Raw genomic sequence first — 19,725 nt, 5'->3', positions numbered from 1 at the left:
TTTTGAGATTATGGTTTCACCATCATCAAGGGGTGACGTAAGATAGAGTCACATATAAGCGGGTATAACACTTCATTACAAAGCTTGGCTCAATGTTTGATTTCAAATCCCTCGTCACATCGCTTCTGAGCAAGAACACGCCGGCATCCAGCGTGGCGCAGTCGGCAACCCTGCTGGTACGCGACTTGCCGCAGGCAGAATACTTTACTGCCCTGGTGGAAATCATCAAGGCCATTTCCAAAATAAACGCCGACACCGAAATGTCGTTGAAAGAGCGCGTCAAAACGCTGCTCTACGTGGACGACAAAGCCGCCAGCATTCATCAGCAGCTTTGCAGCGACTATCTCCACTCGCGGGCGGGCAGCAAAGGATTTTTGCCCACCATTCTGGCCTACTGGCACGAACTGTCCACCGGCTACCAGATGTGTCTGCGCCTGCAGAAAACCAGTCCCAGCCCGGCGCTGGAGATGGAGCTGCAACTGATCGCCACGCGCGGCCTTCACCACCAGATGCGGCTGCTGGCCTGGAACGCCCTGCGCTACCTGAAGCCGGAAGGCAATGCCTGGCAGCAAGGCTTCCGCTTTTACACCTACGCCGAAGAATCCGGTTTCGCCCGCACGCCGATGGCGCTCTATGCCCACTCGCATCAGGAGTTCAGCTGCGAGCAACTGCTGCTGCAGGCAGGCATGCTGCATCTGGCGCAGACCGAAAACATGCTGCACAAGGAAATCATCGCCGTAGACCAGCTATTGATGCTGATCTGTCAGAGCATTCCGCTGGAAAAGCAGCCGCCGCAGGAAGGACCGGTTTTCGTCTACAACCTGTCCCTGGCCGAACCGCCGCAGCCCATGCTGCGCGGCATGGCCGGCAAATGGCACCGTTACTGGTCCGCTTATGAAATCACCACGCGCCTGGCCGACTTGATGTTCGACCTCGATACCCGCATCCCCTCGCAACTGGCCGCCCTGGACTTTCAGCTGGAGCGCGAGGAGTGGGCCGATCTATGCGAGAAGCTGGCTATACGCTGGTCCAACGACGGCGGCAAGTCTCTGCGTAAATCCGAACGCTCGCTGCACTCGTCCAGCGCCAATGTGTCCATCGGTTTCGAACGCGTCGCCTTCCAGATCAAGGTGCAGGATGTCAGCCCACTGGACAACGACCGCGCGGACGAGTGGCGCATCAACGACATCAGCAGCACCGGCATGGGCCTGACTTTCATCGGCAAGGCCGTGGACCAGCTGGCCATAGGCCGGCTCACTCTGGTGCGCACCGAAAGCCATCCGCCGCTGCTGGGCGTCATCCGCCGCATCCTGCGCCAGAACAACGGCACCAAGGTAGGCATAGAAATCCTGGGCCAGACGCCGGTGGGCGTATCCCTGCTCGATCCGCAACAGCCGGAAAACACGCCGCACGGCGCCATCTACATCACCCAGCCCAACTCCCGTCAGGGGCAGCGCTGGTTCTTGATGTCCAAGGAGCTGGCCAGCCCGGAAAAAGAGCTGGTTCTCACCGCGCAGGGCAAATCTTACCAGATCAAACTAAAGGATCCGCGGCGCGAATTCGAGGACTGCAACCATATCAACTTCGATACGCTGGCAAAGATAGATTAAATCCCAACCTACGCAAACAGCCGAACGCACTTTCGCATTCGGCTGTTTTCTTTCCTCACGCAAACCTGTAAAACCCGCACCAAACGGCCATCATCGCACCCAAAGCCAGCGTCACACCACCGTCCGAGCCAAGTCTATCAACCGATGAAAAAAGGACGGACGTTGATAGCAATCGTCCCCCACATCCACCACTCGCGCTTCAAGGCCATTCTCGGCCCTCAACGCCCAGCACTCGACGCCTCCCTCCAAGACCTGCAAACAGGATACCGTCACCCAGGGGTGGCCTTGCCCGACACGCACGAGAAAACTGACTTCCCCATTCTCATCTCGCACGATGTCTGAAACCTCAACATCGGGAAACTCGTCAAACCTTGAGGGAACATCCTTACGCAACAGCAAACGATAACGGGCAAACTGTTCGGGAAACGCTTCCAGACGATTCGATTGCATAGTAACTCCTACAGGGGGCATTTATGCCTCATGCGGTAAGACAAAAAACGCCACAGCCCAAGCGGTAGCGTTTCCAATCTAGCGCAAGCACCAAGCCTATGCTTAATGCACGCCGATGATGCCGGTGTTGCGCATGCCGAACACCAGGGTGGCGGTCGAATGGCGCCAGTAGCGCCCGCCGGGGGGGGGGGGGGGGGGCGATAGCCACCATGCTGGTTCAGCTTGCTGGTAAGGCCTGCCATCCGGCAAGCCTTTTGCTTTCAGGCCGACTCGAACAAATTCACGTAAGGGAAACGGACTCCCTTGCCATGCTTGTTGTAGCCCGCGTACTGAATGGGATCGACGACATGGCCGAAATCGGCACCGTCCACGCCGGCCCGCGCGGCGTACTCGCGCATCTGGCTCTCGACTATCGGCATGTCCCGCGTCATCCGCCGCACCGATTGGGCATATCGCGCCTTGACGTCCGGATCCGTCGCCGTATCGGCGATTTGCTGAAAAGCCGCCAAGTGGCTCTTGAAAAAGTAGATGACACTCAGGCGCTCGTTGTACGCCACCGCCCAGCCCATGGAATCCATCGCCGGCTCCATACCAGCCTCAGACCATTATGCTATCGGCAATATTTTTCCAATCTTTAATCCAAAAGAAATCGCCCCGCCGAGAAACCCGACGGGGCGATGATCCAATCAAACCGGACTGGCTTACAGCACTTCGATGATGCCGGCGGCGCCCATGCCGGTGCCGATGCACATCGTCACCATGCCGTGGCCCTTCATGCCCGCGTCGCGCATGCCGTGCACCAGGGTGGCGGTGCGGATGGCGCCGGTGGCGCCCAGCGGGTGGCCCAGGGCGATGGCGCCGCCATGCGGGTTCACCTTGCTGGTATCCAGGTCCAGGTCGCGGATCACGGCCAGCGCCTGGGCGGCGAAGGCTTCGTTCAGCTCGATCCACTTCAGATCATCCTGCTGCAGGCCGGCCTGAGCCAGCGCGGCCGGAATGGCCTCCTTGGGACCGATGCCCATGATTTCCGGCGGCACGCCCTTGACCGAGAAGGTCACGTAGCGGGCCAGCGGCACCAGGTTGAATTCCTTCAGCACGCGCTCGGACACCAGGATCACCGCGCCGGCGCCGTCGGACATCTGCGAAGAGTTGCCGGCGGTGACGGAGCCCTTGGCGTCGAACACGGTCTTCAGCTTGGCCAGGCCTTCCAGCGTGGTTTCGCGGCGCGGACCCTCGTCGGTGTCCAGCACGCGCTTCTTCACCACCACTTCGCCGGTTTCCAGATTCGGCGTGCGGTAGGTCGCTTCAAGCGGGGTGATTTCGTTCTTGAACTTGCCGCCGTCGATGGCCGCCAGCGCGCGGCGATGCGATTCTACCGCGAACGCGTCCTGGTCTTCGCGCGACACGCCCCATTGCTGCGCCACTTTTTCAGCGGTCAGGCCCATGCCGTAGGCGATGCCGTAGTTCTCGTCCTTGGCGAAAATTTCCGGGTTCAACGACACCTTGTTGCCCATCATCGGCACCATGGACATCGATTCCGAACCCGCCGCGATCACCACGTCGGCTTCGCCCAGACGGATGCGGTCGGCCGCCATCTGCACGGCGTTGATGCCGGACGAGCAGTAGCGGTTGATGGTGATGCCGCCCACGGTGTTGGGCAGACCGGCCAGCAGCACGCCGATGCGCGCCATGTTCAGGCCCTGCTCCGCTTCCGGGAAGGCGCAACCCACCACGCAGTCGGAAATCAGTTTCGGGTCCAGATTCGGCACCTGGGCCAATGCGCCGGTGATCACATGCGCCAGCATGTCGTCCGGGCGCACATGGCGCATCATGCCGCGCGGCGCCTTGCCCACCGGGGTGCGGGTGGCGGCGACGATGTAAGCTTCTTGTACTTGTTTGCTCATTTTCGATTCTCCTGTCGGCCGGCTGATCCAAGCTGTAGAAATCAACCGGCCTATCATCTGGCTATTGGCCGTGCTTGCGGGAGGATTCGCAGCGAGCGGGCCGAGGTCAAGGCGAGAAGCGCAGCCGTACAAGTGGTACGGCGAGCATCACAGCCTTGAGATCGGCGCGCGCAGCAGAATCATCCCCAAGCACTTAGTTGCGCAGCGGCTTGCCGGTGGTCAGCATATTGGCGATGCGATCCTGGGTCTTGGAGTTCTTCAGCAAGGTCATGAAGGCCTTGCGCTCCAGATCCAGAATCCATTGCTCGTTGACCAGGGTGCCGGCTTCCACGTCGCCGCCGGTCATCACGTCGGCGATCTGCGAGGCGATGAAGAAGTCGTGTTGGCTGATGAAGTTGCCTTCCAGCATGTTCACCAGCTGGCCCTTGATCGACGCGGCGCCGGAACGGCCGGCAACCGGGAAGCCCTTCACCTTCAGCGGCGGACGATAGCCGGATTCAGCCAGCGCCAGCGCTTGGCGCTTGGCGACATAGAGCAGTTCGTAAGCGTTGAACACCACGGAATCGCCCTTGCGGAAGAAGCCCAGCTCTTGCGCTTCCACGCCGCTGGTGGCGACCTTGGCGGTGGCGATGTTCATGAAGTAGTCCTTCAGCGCGGCCAGCACATCGCCCTTGGCTTCCTGAGCGGCACGCAGCGCGAACTCCTTGCAGCCGCCGCCGCCCGGCAGCAGGCCGACGCCCACTTCCACCAGGCCGACGTAGGATTCCAGCGCGGCCACGGTCTTGTCGCAGTGCATGGCGAACTCGCAGCCGCCGCCGAACACATAGCCCTGGGTCGCGGCGATGGTCGGGATTTGGCTGTAGCGCAGGCGCAGGGCGGTGGATTGGAAGCGGCCGATCATGGAGTCGATGGCATCCCAGTCGCCCATCATGAAGGCCGGCATCATGGACTGCAGATCGGCGCCCACCGAGAACGGCTCTTCGGTCTGCCAGATCACCAGGCCCTTGAAGCGGTCTTCGGCGATGTCCAGCGCGGTGTTCAGGCCATCCAGCACGGCCGGGCCGATGGCGTGGGCCTTGGACTTGAACGACACCACCAGCACCTCGTCGCCGGTGGTGAAGGCGCGCACGCCTTCGTTCTCGAACACGGTTTCACCCAGTTGCTCGGACTTCTCGCCCAGCACCTTGGCCGGGGCCAGCTGGCGTTGGTAAACGTCCAGCGTGGAGCGGCCCACCAGCTTCTTGTCGGCGGCGTTGTAGGAACCATCGGCGAAATGCACGCCGGCGCGGTCGCCTTCCAGCACCCAGCTCGGCAGCTCGGCCTTGGCCAGGCTCTTGCCGGCGGCGATATCTTCCTGCAGCCACTTGGCCACTTGCTGCCAGCCGGCGGCTTGCCAGGTTTCGAACGGGCCGGCGGACCAGCCGAAGCCCCAGCGAATGGCGAAGTCCACGTCGCGCGCGCAGTTGGCGATGTCGCCCAGGTGGAAGGAGATGTAGTGGAACACGTCGCGGAAGCAGGCCCACAGGAATTGCGCCTGCGGATGCTGGCTCTCGCGCAGCTTCTGGAATTTTTCGGCCGGATTGGCGATCTTCAGGATGTCCTTGACCGCGTCGTCGCCCTTCTCGCCGGAACCCACGTATTCGCCCTTGGCCGGGTCCAGCACCAGCATGCGTTTGCCGTCTTTCTTGTAGATGCCGGCCTTGGTCTTGGAACCCAGCGCGCCGGCCGAGATCAGGCCCTGCATCCAGTCAGGCGTCACGAACAGGCTGTGCCACGGGTCTTGCGGCAGGGTGTCCTGCATGGTCTTCACCACGTGGGCGAAGGTGTCCAGGCCCACCACGTCGGCGGTGCGGAAGGTGGCGGACTTCGGGCGGCCCAGGCGCGGGCCGGTCAGGTCGTCCACCACGTCGAAGCGGATGCCGAACTTGGCGGCGTTGGCGATGGTGGCCAGCATGGAGAACACGCCGATGCGGTTGGCCACGAAGTTCGGGGTGTCCTTGGCGCGGACCACGCCCTTGCCCAGGGTGGACACCAGGAAGCGCTCCAGGTTGTCCAGGATGTGGGCGTCGGAAGTCACGCAGGGAATGATTTCAACCAGGTGCATGTAGCGCGGCGGGTTGAAGAAGTGCACGCCGCAGAAGCGCGGGCGAACCGCGTCCGGGCAGCCTTCGGCCAGCTTGTTGATGGACAAGCCGGAAGTATTGGTGGCGAAGATGGTGTGCTCGCCCAGATGCGGCGCCACCTTGTGGTACAGGTCCACCTTCCAGTCCATGCGCTCGGCGATGGCCTCGATCACCAGGTCGCAATCTTTCAGCAGATGCAGGTGGTCGTCGTAGTTGGCGGGCTGGATGTGGGCAACCACGTCGCCGCCGGCCAGCGGCGAAGGCTTCAGCTTCTTCAGGCCGTCGATGGCCTTCAGCGCGATGCCGTTCTTGTCGCCTTCCTTGGCCGGCAGGTCAAACAGAATGGTCGGCACTTTGGCGTTTACCAGATGCGCGGCGATTTGCGCGCCCATCACGCCAGCGCCGAGCACGGCAACCTTGCGTACGTTGAATTTGGTTTGAGACATGGTTTCCTCGATTTGTTGAAACACACATGAGACAGGCCCCTCTCAACCTGTCCTGCTTGCTTCCAAGGACGGGCGTTGAATCGTCCTTGCCCAGTTTCGCGCCGGCTGGGGCGGGCGCGGCGCCGGGGTACTGCCTGATAGTCTGGCCGGCGATTGTGTCTATTGTTCCCGCCGGCCACTCGAATCCCGGCGCCGTTTGCAACTGAGGCGCAGGGTCCGATCATGATAGCGCGCAGATAAAATATCAAACACTCGCTTTTATGTGAGATTAGTCTAACCCATTTTGGGCAAAATCAAAGCAGGTTTTGTAAAAAATCTGCGCGCAGCGCTGCCGAGTGCGCAACAACACGGTTCTGCGTGCCCAAACGACAACAGGGCAAGCGCCCGCGCCTGCCCTGTTGCTTGGTTGCTTAGCGCAATACGCGCTTAGAAACGGTAGTTGTACTGCACGCCGATCAACTGCAGATAGGTCTTGTAGCTACCCTTGACGGTGCCGCCGTTGCCGGTGCACAGCGAGCCGTCGGCCTTCACGCCGGTCGGATTGCAAGAGTCGGTGTAGTTGACCGTGGCGTTCTTGAAGTCGATGAAGCTGTAGGCCAGATCAATCGAGCTTTGCTTGTTGATCTTGTAGTTGGCGCCCAGCGACAGCCACAGACGATCGCTGTCCGGCAGGGCCGGATGGCGGTCTTGATCGTTCTGCAGCGGGGACTGCTCCCAGGCCAGACCGCCGCGCAGCATCCAGGAATCGTTCAGCTGATAGTTGGAGCCGAGCGAAAGACGCCAGGTGTCCTTCCAGTTTTGATGGATCACCAGATCGCCCTGCGGCACGCCGCCCACGGTGGACTGCTTGATATCGATCTGCTTCAGACGCGAATTGCGCACCCAGGTCACATCCCCCATCAAGGCAACCTGCGGATTCAGCTGATGGAAGAAATTGGCGGAAATGGTTTCCGGAGTGGAAATATCCACCGAGGCCGACGCGTCCGGATGCTTGGACTTGGCGGCAACGGAGGCCGGCAAAGTGCCGACGCCCGGCAGGGTCACGGTGCCGGTGACGCGATCAAAGGTCCAGGTGGAAGTGCCACGCAGGGACTGCTTGACCGAGGAGCGGTAAGCCAGGCCGAAGCGGGTATTGTCATTCAACTGGAACATATAACCCACGTTCCAGCCAAAGCCCCAATCATCGCCTTCGATGCGGCCCAAGCCATCGCCGCCTATGCCCTGCGAGCGCATGATCTGCGAAATCATCTTCGGGTCCGTCACCAAGCCCAGACCCGGAACATTGATGCCGCCGAGCTTGGCGGCGGTCAGCGCCAGGCCGCTGGTGGCGTCAGCCATCTGATCCAGCGTCGCCTTCATGTACTGCGCCGACACGCCGAAGCCGAAGGAGTTGCGCTCGTCCAGCTTGAACGAAATAGACGGGTTGATGTTCAGCGACTGCAGATTGACGCCCTTCAGCGCGTAGCGGCCGGCCCAGTCATAGCCATAGTCGAGCTTGGCGCCATACGGCACGAACATGCCGATGCCGGCGGTGATCTTGTCGTTGATCTTGTGCGACAGATAGAAAGTCGGCGCGGCGACGGCCTTGGGCGCGAAAGTGCCGCCGTTGCCGGAGCCGGTGGACTGGCCCAACACATTGGTGGAGCCATTGTCGGTGTACTTGGAGTCCGGCACCACCAGCGTGGCGCCCAGGACCATTTGCGTGCCATCCAGGCGGCTCAGGCCGGCCGGATTGGTAAAGATGGTGGAAGGATCGTTGGCTTCCGCGCCGTTGGCGTGGGCGGTGCCCTGGCCGGACACGCTCTGCGAACCAAACTGATAACCCGAGGCAGCAGCCTGTGTGGACGCCAGGCCGAACGCGGTGCCCATGATCATCACGGACAGGCTAAGATGCTTGAGCTTCATGCTTCCCTCTCTTATTGCTTGAGTAGATATTTTTTCATCATTCATGACCCATTCATGCGATGAGTCATGAGCGATGCTACCAGAGAATTAGAGCAATCCAACCAAACGATCGAGCTTTTGTTCCAAACGTTCGTTTAATGCAACATTTCCACAACAATTGATGAAGCCGGCAACAATCCGGCCTCAGACGGCCTCCAGCAGCCTGGATTTGCCGTCGCCATCGATGGCGACATAGGTGGCGATGACGTCGGTGATTTTGGCGTGCGAGCCATCCATGCGCTCCGCTTCCACCGAGATTTTCAGGGTGATGGACTTCTGGCCGATTCTCAGCCGTTCGACATACAGATCCACCACATCGCCCAGCAGAATGGGCGCGGCGAACTGGAAAGCATTGACTGCTACCGTCGTCACCGGCCCCCGCGACAAGCGCTCGGCGTCCAGGCTGCCCGCCATGTCGATCTGGCTCATCAGCCAGCCCGCCTGCACCCTGCCATAAGCGTTGGTACTGGTGGGCAAGGCCCTCACGCGCAATACCGGCACGCGATGTTCCTGTTGTTCCATCTCTGCTTCCCCCGCCCTTTCCGGGCTTGTTTCACGCCATTCCAAACGGCCGCGTCGCTGGCGGCCGTTTGGAATGGCGCCGGACGCTAAGCATCCGGCGCATGGTAGCACGTCGCCCGGCTTAGAAAATCAGGCGCTGCAGCAATTTGTCATCATGCTGCTCCAGCTTCTTGTCGAAGTCGTCCACCATGATCACGTCGCGCTTGAGCTTGCGGGCGCGGGTGACGGCGTCGAACTCTTCCTGATTGATCAGGCCGGTTTGCAAGGCTTCCGCCAAGCGTTCGCGCGCGGTGATGGTCTTGAACTTGCCGTCGCGCGCCAGCTTGCGCAGCTTCTGCTCCACCGGCTCGGTGGCCAGGATGGCGTTCAGGGCATGGCCCAACACCCCCACGGCGTCGCTTTCCTCCTGCGGAATGTACATGCCGCGGGTCAGGCGGTCGCGCGTGCCGCCCGGCTCCATCATGGCGCGCGCCACCTTGGTGCCGGTGCGGTCGGACGCCGGTTTCAGCGTCAGGCCCCACGGGAAGATCACGCGGCGCAGCACCCAGGCCAGCGCGCGGCTGGGCAGGTTGGCCAGGAAGCCGTCCATCGCCACCTGCACGTCGTACAGCGCGTTTTCCACAGCCCAGCTCATCACGGCGATGTCTTCCTTCGGCGCGCCATCGCGCTCGAAGCGCTTCAGCGAAGCCGTGGCGATGTACAGGCCGGACAGCATGTCGCCCAGACGGGCCGACAGCTTCTCGCGGAACTTCAGCGAGCCGCCCAGGCTGAACATCGCCATGTCGGACAGCAGCGCGAAGGCGCTGGAGAAACGAGTCACGCGTTTGTAGTACGCCGCAGTGACGCCGCCCTTCGGGCTTTTGGCGAAACGGGAGCAGGTCAGGCCCAGCCACAGCGAGCGCACGAAGTTGCTGATGACGAAGTTGATGTGGCCTGTGATGGCCTTGTCGAACTCGGCGCCGTCATTGGCCATGGCGGCCTTCATCTCGCGCAATACAAACGGATGGCAGCGGATCGCGCCCTGGCCGTAGATGATCATCGAACGGGTCAGGATGTTGGCGCCTTCCACGGTGATGCCGATGGGAATGGCCTGGTAGCCGCGCGCCAGATAGTTGCGCGGGCCCAGCACCACGGCCTTGCCGCCATGCACGTCCATCGCATCGTTCAGCGTTTTGCGCATGCGCTCGGTATTGTGGTACTTCAGGATGGCGGACAATACGGACGGCTTTTCGCCATTGTCCAGGCCGGTCAGGGCCAGATCCTGCGAGGCTTCCATTTGATAGGTGAAGCCGCCGATGCGGGCCATGGCCTCGTCCACGCCCTCGAACTTGCCGATGGGCAGGCCGAACTGGTCGCGCACTCGGGCGTAGGCGCCGGTGGTCCAGGTGGTCAGCTTGCCGCAAGCCACGGACATGGCCGGCAGCGAGATGCAGCGGCCGACGGACAAGCACTCAACCAACATGCGCCAGCCTTGGCCGGCGTATTCGCGGCCGCCGATGATCCATTCCAGCGGAATGAACACATCCTTGCCCCAGGTCGGACCGTTCATGAAGGCGGAACCGCCCGGGAAGTGGCGGCGACCGATTTCGACGCCGACGTGCTCGGTCGGAACCAGCGCGCAAGTGATGCCGATTTCTTCCTTGTCGCCCAGCAGATGGTCCGGGTCATACATCTTGAACGCGAGGCCCAGGATGGTGGCCACCGGCGCCAGGGTGATCCAGCGCTTTTCCCAGCTCACCCGCACGCCCAGCACATTCTCGAAATGCTCGCCGGTGCGCGGATGGGTATAGGAGCCGCGGCAAACCACGCCGAAGTCCGGAATGGCGCCGGCGTCGGAGCCGGCGTAAGGGCTGGTCAGCGCGAAACACGGCACTTCCTTGCCCTTGGCCAGGCGCGGCAGATAGTAGTCCTTCTGCTCTTCCGTGCCGTAGTGCTGCAGCAGCTCGCCCGGGCCGAGCGAGTTCGGCACCATCACCGACACGGCCGCCGTGCCGCCGCGAGTGGCGATCTTGGTCACTACCTTGGCGTGGGCGTAGTTGGAGAACTCCAGGCCGCCGTACTTCTTCTTGACGATCATGCCCAGGAATCCATGATCCTTGATGAACTGCCACACTTCCGGCGGCAGGTCCTTCAGCTCATGGGTGATCTTCCAGTCATCTATCATCGCGCACAGCTGCTCGGTCGGGCCGTCGATGAAGGCCTGTTCTTCGGCCGTCAGCTTCGGGTCCGGAAAGGACAGCAGGCGATTGTAGTCCGGCTTGCCGGAGAACAGGTCGCGGTCCCACCACACCGTGCCGGCGTTGATGGCTTCCTGCTCGGTTTGCGACATGGCCGGCGTGATCTTTTTGAACACGCCGAACACCGGACCGGTGAATACGGCGCGGCGCAGCGGCGCGATGTTCAGCACCGCGGCGACCACGGCCGACACCGCCCAGACGGCGGTGGAGACCTGACAGTGGAAAACGAATTGGAGCGCGGCGAGCCAGGCGGCGAAACCCACGGTCCAGGCCAGAACCGGCGCGGTGCAGTAGGCCAGCGCGACGATCAGCGCGATCAGAATTACGGCAGCAATCATTTTGTGTTTACCCTCGTGTTGACCCCTCAGCTCCGCGCACCGCCTTGCTGTTACTATCCTTGGCGGACGGCGCGGAATCAGCTTTCTATGGGCGAGACCAAACCTGCAATCACGAAAGGCACCAGATACTTGACGATCATGTCCGGATCCCGGGCGGTGACGACTTGACTGCGCGTGAAGATTTTCAGCACGTCGTTGCCGGCAAAGGCGTTGAACATGACGCTGAAGGCGAGGTGCATGCGCCAGGCGAGCTGCTCCTGCTCCAGATGCGGGAGCGCGCGCTGGAAGGCCTGCGTGTAGCGTTGGACGAACACGCTGTACTGCTGCGAGATGGTCTCGCGCAGCAGGCGGTGGTTTTCCACCAGCGTGCGCGACAGCAAGCGCACGAACATGGCCCCGCCGCGGGACGGGTCCTTGGACAACGTCAGGCACGGCCGTATGAACGACAGCACCAGTTGTTCCAGCGGCAAGGGGCCTTCCTGCGCCTCCAGCCTATCCAGCTCCGCCAGGCAGTCTTCCAGCAAGGGCGCCAGCCTGCGCATGAACACGGATTCGAACAACGCGTCCTTGGAACCAAAGTGATAATTCACCGCGGCCAAATTCACCTCGGCCTGCTGGGTAATCATGCGCAGCGAGGTTGCCTCGAAGCCGTGCTCCACGAACAGACGTTCCGCGACGTCCAGGATGCGGGTTGCGGTATCGGGGCGACTTCCCTCCATGATCTCCAGAGCCTTTATTGTATTTTGTGGTTTAGTCTTGCTCATCTCAGCTTTCGAACAAGCGTTTCAAACTTACGTTTTAACTTGATCAATGTCAAGGCGTATCCCGCGCCGTCGGCATCAATCTCTCAGGGCAAACAAAAACGGCAGTCCTCATTTTAGACTGCCGTTTGAATGAAACACGCGTTAAAAGGGCTTAGTCAAGGCCCAAGGCCAGGTCTCGCTGCAAGTCCGACACATTTTCCAGGCCGACACTGACGCGCAACAGCCCTTCGACGATGCCCGCCTTCTCGCGCGCCTCGGCCGTCACGCGGGCATGGGTGGTGCTGGCCGGATGGGTGATGGTGCTCTTCACATCGCCCAGATTGGCCGTGCGCGAGATGATGCGCACGCTGTCCACCACCTTCCAGGCTGCCTCGCGCCCGCCCCGGACCACGAAGGACACCACCGCGCCGCCGCTTTTCTGCTGGCGCTGCGCCAACTCGTGCTGCGGATGGCTGGCCAGGCCCGGATAGTAGACGCGCTCCACATTGGGCTGCGCCTCCAGCCAGCGCGCCAGTTCCAGCGCATTGGCGCTGTGCTTCTCCATGCGCAAGTGCAAGGTTTCCAGGCCGGACAACAGGGTCCAGGCATTGAACGGCGACAAGGATGGCCCCGCCGTGCGCACGTGCAGATAGATTTGCTCGATCAACTGATCGCTGCCCACCACCGCGCCACCCATCACGCGGCCATGGCCGTCCAGGAACTTGGTGGCGGAATGCATGACCAGGTCCGCGCCCAGTTTCAAGGGCCGTTGCAAGGCCGGCGAGCAGAAGCTGTTGTCCACCACCAGCAGCGCGCCGTGGGCATGGGCGATGGCGGCGATGGCGGCGATGTCCGCCACCTCGGTCAGCGGATTGGACGGCGTTTCCAGGAACAGCAGCCTGGTTTCCGGCCGCAGCGCCGCGCGCCAGGCATCCGGATCGCGCGCGTCGACAAAAGTGGTTTCCACGCCGAACTTGGCGAGCAGGCCGGAAAACAGATTGATGGTGGAGCCGAACAGGCTTCGCGAGGAGACGATGTGGTCGCCTGCCTTCAGCAAGGCCATCATCACGGCCTGGATCGCCGCCATGCCGGTGGCGGTGGCGATGGCGCGCTCGCCGCCCTCCATCTGCGCCAGGCGCTGCTGAAACGCAGACACCGTGGGATTGGTGAAACGGGAGTAGGTATAGCCGTCGATCTCGCCCAGGAACAGCTTGGCGGCCTCGGCGGCGGAAGCGTAAGTAAAACTGGAGGTCAGATAAAGGCCCTGGCTGTGCTCGCCATGCTCGCTCAGGGTCAGGCCGGCGCGGATGGCCAGGGTCTCGGGATGAAGGTTTTCGTATTGCGGGTCGGGCATGCGCGTCTCTCTTTCTTCGCCGGCGCCAGGCCGGCTTTCCATACCCGCCTATCTTGCCTGAAATCGGCCCGCTTGCTAAATGACATCGGGCGCTATGCCCGCGCCCGGCCAGGCATTTGGCGCGTCAGGCTGCCAAGCCATGCGCTTCCCGCTGCCGCAGGAACTGCTCCAGCGCGCGCACCGCCGTGTACGGGCCGTCGCCGCAATCATGCAGCAGCACCAGCTCGCCCTGCTCCAAGGCCAGGCTCAACGCCTCCCAACGCGCGGGATTCGCCGCCAGGTCAGACCAGTAAACTTCGCAGAAAGTCGGCCAACGGTTCGGATCGGCATGCATCCACGCCACCAACTCCTCAGTCGGCATGACCCGACGCAGCCAATGCTCGGGCTGCAGCGCCGTCTTCGGCCACTGGCGCGGCCACTTGGGCGACAGCAAAAAACCGGTCGCGGGGGGAATCTTGCACTGACGGACAGACACCAGACGTATAGCGGCGCTCATGATGAACCTCCCTGTCCGCGGACCGCCGCCTGAGCTGGCCGGCCACCCGGGGGCGGTGATGCCGCGGCCCAGAGCGGGCCGCGGCGTGGCCCGGCCAAACCTGCCGGGCAGCGCGGCTACATGGCCGCGCGGAAAATCGCGCAAACCTCCTCATGGCTGGCCTTGCGCGGGTTGGTCAAACCACAGGCATCCTTCAGCGCGTTGTCGGCCAGGGTCGGAATATCGGCCTCCTTCACGCCCAGTTGCGCCAGCCCGGCCGGAATGCCCACATCGGCCGACAGCCGCTTGATCGCCGCGATGGCGGCTTCCGCGCTGCGCACCGGCTCGCCCAGCGCGATGGCCACATCGCCCAGGCGCTCGCCAGCCACAGCGGCGTTGAAGGCCTGCACATGCGGCAGCAGCACCGCGTTGCACACACCATGCGGCAAGTCATAGAATCCGCCCAGCTGGTGCGCCATCGCGTGTACATAGCCCAGGGACGCGTTGTTGAACGCCATGCCGGCCAGGAACTGGGCGTAGGCCATCTGCTCGCGCGCTTCCATGTCCTGGCCATTCTTCACCGCGCGGCGCAGGAAGCCGGCGATCAGCTCGACAGCCTTCAAGGCGCAGGCGTCGGTGATGGGGGTGGCGATGGTGGAGACATAGGCCTCCACGGCATGGGTCAGCGCGTCCATGCCGGTGGCGGCGGTCAGGGATGCCGGCATGCCGGCCATGGTTTCGGGATCGTTGACGGACAGAATCGGCGTGGTGTGCTTGTCCACGATGGCCATTTTGATGTGGCGCGACTCGTCGGTGATGATGCAAAAGCGGGTCATCTCGGACGCGGTGCCGGCCGTGGTGTTGATCGCCACCAGCGGCAGCTGCGGCTTGGCGGACTTGTCCACGCCTTCGTAGTCTTGGATCTTGCCGCCGTTCACCGCCACCAGCGCGATGCCCTTGGCGCAGTCATGCGGCGAGCCGCCGCCCAGCGACACCACCACGTCGCACTGCTTTTCCTTGAGCAAGGCGAGGCCGGCGTTGACGTTGGCGCAGCTGGGATTGGGATGCACGCCATCGAAGATCACCGGCTCGATGTCGGCCTGGCCCAGCATGTCGGCCACCTTGGCAGCCAGGCCAGTCTTGACCAAGCCCTGGTCGGTGACGATCAGCGCGCGGCGGAAGCCGTGGCCGCGCATGGTGTCGATGGCCTGCTGCAGGCAGCCTGCGCCCATCAGGTTCAGCGAGGGAATGAAGAAAGCGCTTGTGCTCATTGTCCGTCTCCGTGAATGGACTCTAGATGTTGAACACAGTCTGCGCCGCCCGCTTCCGCCTGGTTTTGCCTCAAATCAATAAACGCCCTGCCCTTGGCAAGCGACCAGCATTTCTACTTAGCGCCCGCTCAATGCAGCAGCGCGGCGTTCTCATGCAGCCACTGCGAGGCCAGTTCGCCGAAGCCGTCCCACATGATCTGCACACCCAGGCACAACAGGATAAAAGCCGATAGCCGCAGGAAGACGATGGAGCCGGTGGGCCCCAGATAGCGCAGCAGTTTGTCGGCATGGGCATAGCACAGATACACCAGCACGCTGCTGGCCAGCACGGCGGCCGAGCCGGCCAACGGCGCGACGGCGTAACGGACGATGCCCTTGCCGCTGCCGGTCAGCGTGGCGCCTATGGTGATGGCCACGGAAATCGACCCGGGCCCTACCGTCAGCGGAAACGTCAGCGGATAGAAGGCGCGCTGCTTCAGCTCGGCCGAGTTATCGGCCCGCGTCGGCTCCGCCGATGTCTGGCTGGATTCCGCCGGCGTGTCGTTCAGCATGCGCCAGGCGGCAAAGGTGATCAGCAGGCCGCCGGACATCTGCACCACCGGCAGCGACACCCCGAAAAAGGACAGCACATAGCCGCCCACATACATGCTGCCCACCAGCAACAGCGCGCAGTACAAGGCGATGCGGCGCGCCAGGAAGCGGCGTTGCTGCGGCGTATTGCGCGCCGTCATCGAGATGAAGATGGGCACCAGGCCGGGCGGGTTCATGATGGGCAGCAGCGCCGCCATCACGAAAAGAAACTTGGTCATGAACAGGGACAGCAACTGCATACGGCGCTCCGCTGGCGGATGTTTAAAATGTTATGAGGCTGGCGAATGAAACCATAAAAAAAGCCCGCTTGCCAGCGGGCTTGGTCAAAATTCCGCAAGCGATCATCAGGCCTGCGCGGCGGCCAGTTTGCCGCCCTCGTTTTCCGCCTTCAGATCCAGCGCCTTGCGGTGCGCCTCGGCCAGTTCGATCTTCTCCAGCGGCACCATTTTGGTCTTGTGCTTGGCGCGGTAACCCCACCACAGCGCCAGGAACAGCGGAATGCCCAGATAGGTGGCGATCACCCCGTTCCAATCCACCTTGGCGGCGGTGAAGGCGGTGTAGTTCTGGCCCAGCATGATCAGCAGACACAGCGCGAAAGCGAACAACGGTCCCAACGGAAACCACTTGGCGGTGTAAGGCAGGTCGGCCAGGCTGTAGCCCTGCTTCACATACGCGCGGCGGAAGCGGTAATGGCTGATGGCCACGCCCAGCCAGGCGATGAAGCCGGTCATGCCGGACGAGTTCAGCAGCCACATATAGACGGCATCGCTCTTGAACAGCGAGGTCAGGAAGCACAGGCAGGCCACCACGGTCGTCGCGTACAGCGCGTTGCGCGGCACGCCGCCGTCGGTCAGCTGGCCGAACATCTTGGGCGCCATGCCGTTCTTGGACATCGCGTACAGCATGCGGGTGGACGCGTACATGCCGGAATTGCCGGCGGACAGGATGGCGGACAGGATCACCGCGTTCATCATGCTGGCGGCGAAGGCCAGGCCGGCGCGGCTGAACACCAGGGTGAACGGGCTGGCGCCCACGTCCTTCATATCGTTCTTCAGCAAGGACGGATCATTGTGCGGCAGGATCAGGCCGATGATCAGGATGGACAGCATGTAGAACATCAGGATGCGCCAGAAAATCTGACGCACGGCGCGCGGGATGGTGCGCCCCGGATTGGCGGATTCGCCGGCGGCCACGCCGATCAATTCCGTGCCCTGGAAGGAGAAGCCCACCACCATGGCCACGCCGACGAAAGCGGCCAGGCCGCCGACGAAGGGACCCTGGCCCTGCATCATCACATTGAGGCCAGGCGCGATGCGATGCGGATCCGGCTCGGTCATGATGCCCAGGATCATCAGGAAGCCAATGACGATGAAGGCGAGGATGGTGGCCACCTTGAGCATGGAGCACCAGAACTCGGCCTCGCCAAAGCCCTTCACCGAAAAGAAGTTCAAGGCAAAGATGATGACGAGGAAGCCGCCGCTCCACACCACGCCCGGCACGCCGGGGAACCAGTAATTCATGATGATGGCGGCCGCGGCCAACTCCACCGCCACGGTGATGGCCCAGTTGTACCAGTAGTTCCAGCCTTGGGCGAAGCCGAAGGCGGGATCGACGAAGCGCGATCCATAGACCTGAAACGAGCCGGATACCGGCATGAAGGCCGCCATCTCGCCCAGGCTGGTCATCAGGAAGTAAACCATCAGGCCCACCAGCGCATAGGCCAGCAAGGCGCCGCCGGCGCCCGCGCCGGAAATGGTGGCGCCGGAGGCCAGGAACAGGCCGGTGCCGATGGAGCCGCCGATGGCGATCATCGACAGGTGACGCGCCTGCAGGGAGCGGCGCAGCTCCGGAGCGTCTTGTTTCTTGTCCATATCCAACTCTCTTCTGCGTATTTCTCGCCGCGCGGCTCACGCCGGGCAGCCCCCGGTCTTGCGCGGGGTCGAATCATGAAAGCGGCAAAGAATGACACCGATCGTTCGCATTGACTAGCCTGAATCCGATGTTTGCCTTAAAAAACGAAAATGTCATGTTCGAAACGGAAAACTCTTAACCGCCAGACCGCCCAGCTGGCAAGCGCTTGCGCCCGCCGCGCGCGCCGCTTCCCGCCCTGGGCGCGAAGTGTTGCATGCAGCCCAACAGCGGCGCGAAGACCGCGCCTCGCGGCGACACGCGCCAAGCCCCCCATCCGGCTCACCCTCGCCAAGCAACCAATCCTCTTCATAATACCTTGATGTAAAACACGTTTTCCAACCGCATCCGATCCCCATTCAAAAAAGAAAGCATACAGTCGCTTTAAGTTAACAATTTCCAATACAAAATCCATCGCCAGTCAAACCAGACTCACAATGTTCGATTATGCTGAGCATCGAAATATTGGCACATAATGCCGATAGTCTTGCATACAATCGGCAATGATCTTGAAATTTGTCATGCCGCGCGCAATCCATAACAAGCCAACGTCGTTCCGGAGCATTTGCATGTCAACCCCAGCGCCCGCCGCCTCCCGCCGCCTTCCGATTGCTCTCATCGTCATCGCCCTGCTGGGCGGCGGCTGGTGGTGGCATCAGCATCAACAGAGCGCCCAACAAGAGTCCGCCAAACACAAGGGCGGCATGCCGCTGGCCGTGGGGGTCGCCGCCGTCAGGACGATGGACGCGCCGCTGCAACTGAACGCGCTGGGCACCGTCAATTCCGCCAACGCCGTGACCGTGCGCAGCCGGGTGGACGGGCAGTTGGTCAAGGTTCACTTCACTGAAGGCGAGCAAGTCAAACAGGGACAATTGCTGGCCGAGCTGGACCCGCGCGCCTACCAGGCGGCGCTGACCCAGGCAGAGGGCCAGCTGCAGCGGGACCAGGCCTTGCTGGAAAACGCGCGCATCGACCTGGCGCGCTACAAGCAGCTGCTGGAACAGAATTCCATCTCCAAACAGCAAGTGGACACGCAGCAGGCGCTGGTTCACCAGTACGAGGGCACGGTCAAGGTGGACCAGGGATCGGTCGCCGCGGCGCGCGTCAACGTCGACTACACCCGCATCGTCGCGCCGATTTCAGGCCGCGTGGGCCTGCGCCAGGTAGACCCGGGCAATATCGTGCATGCGGGCGACGCCAACGGCCTGGTCACCCTGACCCAGACTCAGCCCATCAACGTGGTATTCGCCATTCCGGAGGCCAGCCTCAGCGCGGTGCTGCAGGCCAGCCAGGCCAATCCAAAACTGCGCGTGGAAGCCTGGGACCGCGACAACCGGCACAAGCTGGCGGACGGCAAGCTGCTGGCGCTGGATAACCAGCTCAACACCAGCACCGGCACCATCAATATCAAGGCCAGCTTCGCCAACGAAAAGCAGGCCCTGTTCCCGAATCAGTTCGTCAACGTCAATCTGCAGCTGGGCGTGCGCAAAGATGCCGTGGTGGTTCCCACCGTGGCCGTGCAGCTGGGCAAGATGGGCAACTACGTCTACACCGTCGGCGACGACTCCACCGTCAGCATCGCCAAAATCCAGCCCGGCCCCGTGTCCGGCGACTACACCATCGTCGAGGACGGCCTCAAACCCGGCCAGCGCGTGGTGGTGGACGGCGTGGACAAGCTGCGCGACGGCGCGGCGGTCAAGGTGATAGACCGCGCCGCCCAGGCCAAGGAAACGGCCAGCGCCGGCAAGGCCCACAAGAAGCACGGCGGCAAGCACCCCGCCTCCCCGGCCAATTAAACGCAAGGAACTG

At 62.4% G+C, this 19,725-nt stretch carries 15 protein-coding genes; 2 read left to right on the top strand and 13 right to left on the bottom strand.

Annotation, left to right across the window (positions count from 1 at the left end; translation table 11 throughout):
* The first annotated feature begins 92 nt into the window (after positions 1-92).
* Positions 93-1,610 (top strand): PilZ domain-containing protein, encoded by a 1,518-nt coding sequence (locus FYK34_RS05460; protein ID WP_149295421.1) that lies wholly within the window; start codon positions 93-95, stop codon positions 1,608-1,610.
* 111 nt (positions 1,611-1,721) lie between these two features.
* On the opposite strand, the gene FYK34_RS05455 is transcribed toward FYK34_RS05460, so the two are convergent.
* The 13 genes from FYK34_RS05455 to FYK34_RS05395 all read right to left on the bottom strand — a co-directional run bounded on the left by FYK34_RS05455 (position 1,722) and on the right by FYK34_RS05395 (position 17,879).
* Positions 1,722-2,060, bottom strand: coding sequence for a hypothetical protein (locus tag FYK34_RS05455; protein ID WP_149295420.1), 339 nt, complete (start codon positions 2,058-2,060; stop codon positions 1,722-1,724).
* A 260-nt stretch (positions 2,061-2,320) separates the two neighbouring features.
* Entirely contained in the window at positions 2,321-2,638 is a 318-nt protein-coding gene (locus tag FYK34_RS05450; protein ID WP_149295419.1) for a hypothetical protein, read from the bottom strand.
* A gap of 123 nt (positions 2,639-2,761) precedes the next feature.
* Complete coding sequence (locus FYK34_RS05445) at positions 2,762-3,964, bottom strand: acetyl-CoA C-acyltransferase (RefSeq protein ID WP_149295418.1); 1,203 nt, start codon at positions 3,962-3,964, stop codon at positions 2,762-2,764.
* A 193-nt stretch (positions 3,965-4,157) separates the two neighbouring features.
* On the bottom strand, positions 4,158-6,533 hold the full coding sequence (locus FYK34_RS05440; protein ID WP_149295417.1) for a 3-hydroxyacyl-CoA dehydrogenase/enoyl-CoA hydratase family protein: 2,376 nt from the start codon (positions 6,531-6,533) through the stop codon (positions 4,158-4,160).
* A gap of 426 nt (positions 6,534-6,959) precedes the next feature.
* Positions 6,960-8,438 (bottom strand): OmpP1/FadL family transporter, encoded by a 1,479-nt coding sequence (locus FYK34_RS05435; protein ID WP_149295416.1) that lies wholly within the window; start codon positions 8,436-8,438, stop codon positions 6,960-6,962.
* A gap of 183 nt (positions 8,439-8,621) precedes the next feature.
* Positions 8,622-8,999 (bottom strand): acyl-CoA thioesterase, encoded by a 378-nt coding sequence (locus tag FYK34_RS05430; RefSeq protein ID WP_149295415.1) that lies wholly within the window; start codon positions 8,997-8,999, stop codon positions 8,622-8,624.
* A 121-nt stretch (positions 9,000-9,120) separates the two neighbouring features.
* On the bottom strand, positions 9,121-11,574 hold the full coding sequence (locus FYK34_RS05425; protein WP_149295414.1) for an acyl-CoA dehydrogenase: 2,454 nt from the start codon (positions 11,572-11,574) through the stop codon (positions 9,121-9,123).
* A 77-nt stretch (positions 11,575-11,651) separates the two neighbouring features.
* Entirely contained in the window at positions 11,652-12,293 is a 642-nt protein-coding gene (locus tag FYK34_RS05420) for a TetR/AcrR family transcriptional regulator (RefSeq protein ID WP_149295413.1), read from the bottom strand.
* Positions 12,294-12,489: 196 nt separating this feature from the next.
* The gene (locus FYK34_RS05415; protein ID WP_149295412.1) at positions 12,490-13,671 is read right to left on the bottom strand and encodes an O-succinylhomoserine sulfhydrylase; all 1,182 of its coding nucleotides are present in this window, start codon (positions 13,669-13,671) and stop codon (positions 12,490-12,492) included.
* 124 nt (positions 13,672-13,795) lie between these two features.
* Positions 13,796-14,167 carry a DUF488 domain-containing protein gene (locus tag FYK34_RS05410; protein ID WP_149295411.1) on the bottom strand — a complete coding sequence of 124 codons (372 nt, stop codon included), beginning with the start codon at positions 14,165-14,167 and terminating at the stop codon, positions 13,796-13,798.
* 116 nt (positions 14,168-14,283) lie between these two features.
* Entirely contained in the window at positions 14,284-15,417 is a 1,134-nt protein-coding gene (yiaY, locus tag FYK34_RS05405) for an L-threonine dehydrogenase (RefSeq protein ID WP_149295410.1), read from the bottom strand.
* 128 nt (positions 15,418-15,545) lie between these two features.
* A complete protein-coding gene (locus FYK34_RS05400; protein WP_149295409.1) occupies positions 15,546-16,247 on the bottom strand; it encodes a MarC family protein in 702 nt (233 codons plus the stop codon).
* 105 nt (positions 16,248-16,352) lie between these two features.
* Positions 16,353-17,879, bottom strand: a complete 1,527-nt coding sequence (locus FYK34_RS05395; RefSeq protein WP_149295408.1) for an amino acid permease — start codon at positions 17,877-17,879, stop codon at positions 16,353-16,355.
* Positions 17,880-18,485: 606 nt separating this feature from the next.
* On the opposite strand from FYK34_RS05395, the gene FYK34_RS05390 reads away from it, so the two are divergent.
* Positions 18,486-19,712 (top strand): MdtA/MuxA family multidrug efflux RND transporter periplasmic adaptor subunit, encoded by a 1,227-nt coding sequence (locus FYK34_RS05390; RefSeq protein WP_149295407.1) that lies wholly within the window; start codon positions 18,486-18,488, stop codon positions 19,710-19,712.
* Positions 19,713-19,725: the final 13 nt, after the last annotated feature.

The organism is Chromobacterium paludis (genome assembly GCF_008275125.1).
GTDB lineage: Bacteria > Pseudomonadota > Gammaproteobacteria > Burkholderiales > Chromobacteriaceae > Chromobacterium > Chromobacterium paludis.
Note: the sequence above shows the minus strand (reverse complement) of the source record. Positions and strands in the feature narration are given on the sequence as shown.

Bases quoted from the DNA above. Each gene is read 5' to 3' on its own strand.
- FYK34_RS05460 (WP_149295421.1), top strand. From the start codon at position 93: ATGTTTGATTTCAAATCCCTCGTCACATCGCTTCTGAGCAAGAACACG.
- FYK34_RS05455 (WP_149295420.1), bottom strand. From the start codon at position 2,060: ATGCAATCGAATCGTCTGGAAGCGTTTCCCGAACAGTTTGCCCGTTAT.
- FYK34_RS05450 (WP_149295419.1), bottom strand. From the start codon at position 2,638: ATGGATTCCATGGGCTGGGCGGTGGCGTACAACGAGCGCCTGAGTGTC.
- FYK34_RS05445 (WP_149295418.1), bottom strand. From the start codon at position 3,964: ATGAGCAAACAAGTACAAGAAGCTTACATCGTCGCCGCCACCCGCACC.
- FYK34_RS05440 (WP_149295417.1), bottom strand. From the start codon at position 6,533: ATGTCTCAAACCAAATTCAACGTACGCAAGGTTGCCGTGCTCGGCGCT.
- FYK34_RS05435 (WP_149295416.1), bottom strand. From the start codon at position 8,438: ATGAAGCTCAAGCATCTTAGCCTGTCCGTGATGATCATGGGCACCGCG.
- FYK34_RS05430 (WP_149295415.1), bottom strand. From the start codon at position 8,999: ATGGAACAACAGGAACATCGCGTGCCGGTATTGCGCGTGAGGGCCTTG.
- FYK34_RS05425 (WP_149295414.1), bottom strand. From the start codon at position 11,574: ATGATTGCTGCCGTAATTCTGATCGCGCTGATCGTCGCGCTGGCCTAC.
- FYK34_RS05420 (WP_149295413.1), bottom strand. From the start codon at position 12,293: ATGGAGGGAAGTCGCCCCGATACCGCAACCCGCATCCTGGACGTCGCG.
- FYK34_RS05415 (WP_149295412.1), bottom strand. From the start codon at position 13,671: ATGCCCGACCCGCAATACGAAAACCTTCATCCCGAGACCCTGGCCATC.
- FYK34_RS05410 (WP_149295411.1), bottom strand. From the start codon at position 14,167: ATGAGCGCCGCTATACGTCTGGTGTCTGTCCGTCAGTGCAAGATTCCC.
- yiaY (WP_149295410.1), bottom strand. From the start codon at position 15,417: ATGAGCACAAGCGCTTTCTTCATTCCCTCGCTGAACCTGATGGGCGCA.
- FYK34_RS05400 (WP_149295409.1), bottom strand. From the start codon at position 16,247: ATGCAGTTGCTGTCCCTGTTCATGACCAAGTTTCTTTTCGTGATGGCG.
- FYK34_RS05395 (WP_149295408.1), bottom strand. From the start codon at position 17,879: ATGGACAAGAAACAAGACGCTCCGGAGCTGCGCCGCTCCCTGCAGGCG.
- FYK34_RS05390 (WP_149295407.1), top strand. From the start codon at position 18,486: ATGTCAACCCCAGCGCCCGCCGCCTCCCGCCGCCTTCCGATTGCTCTC.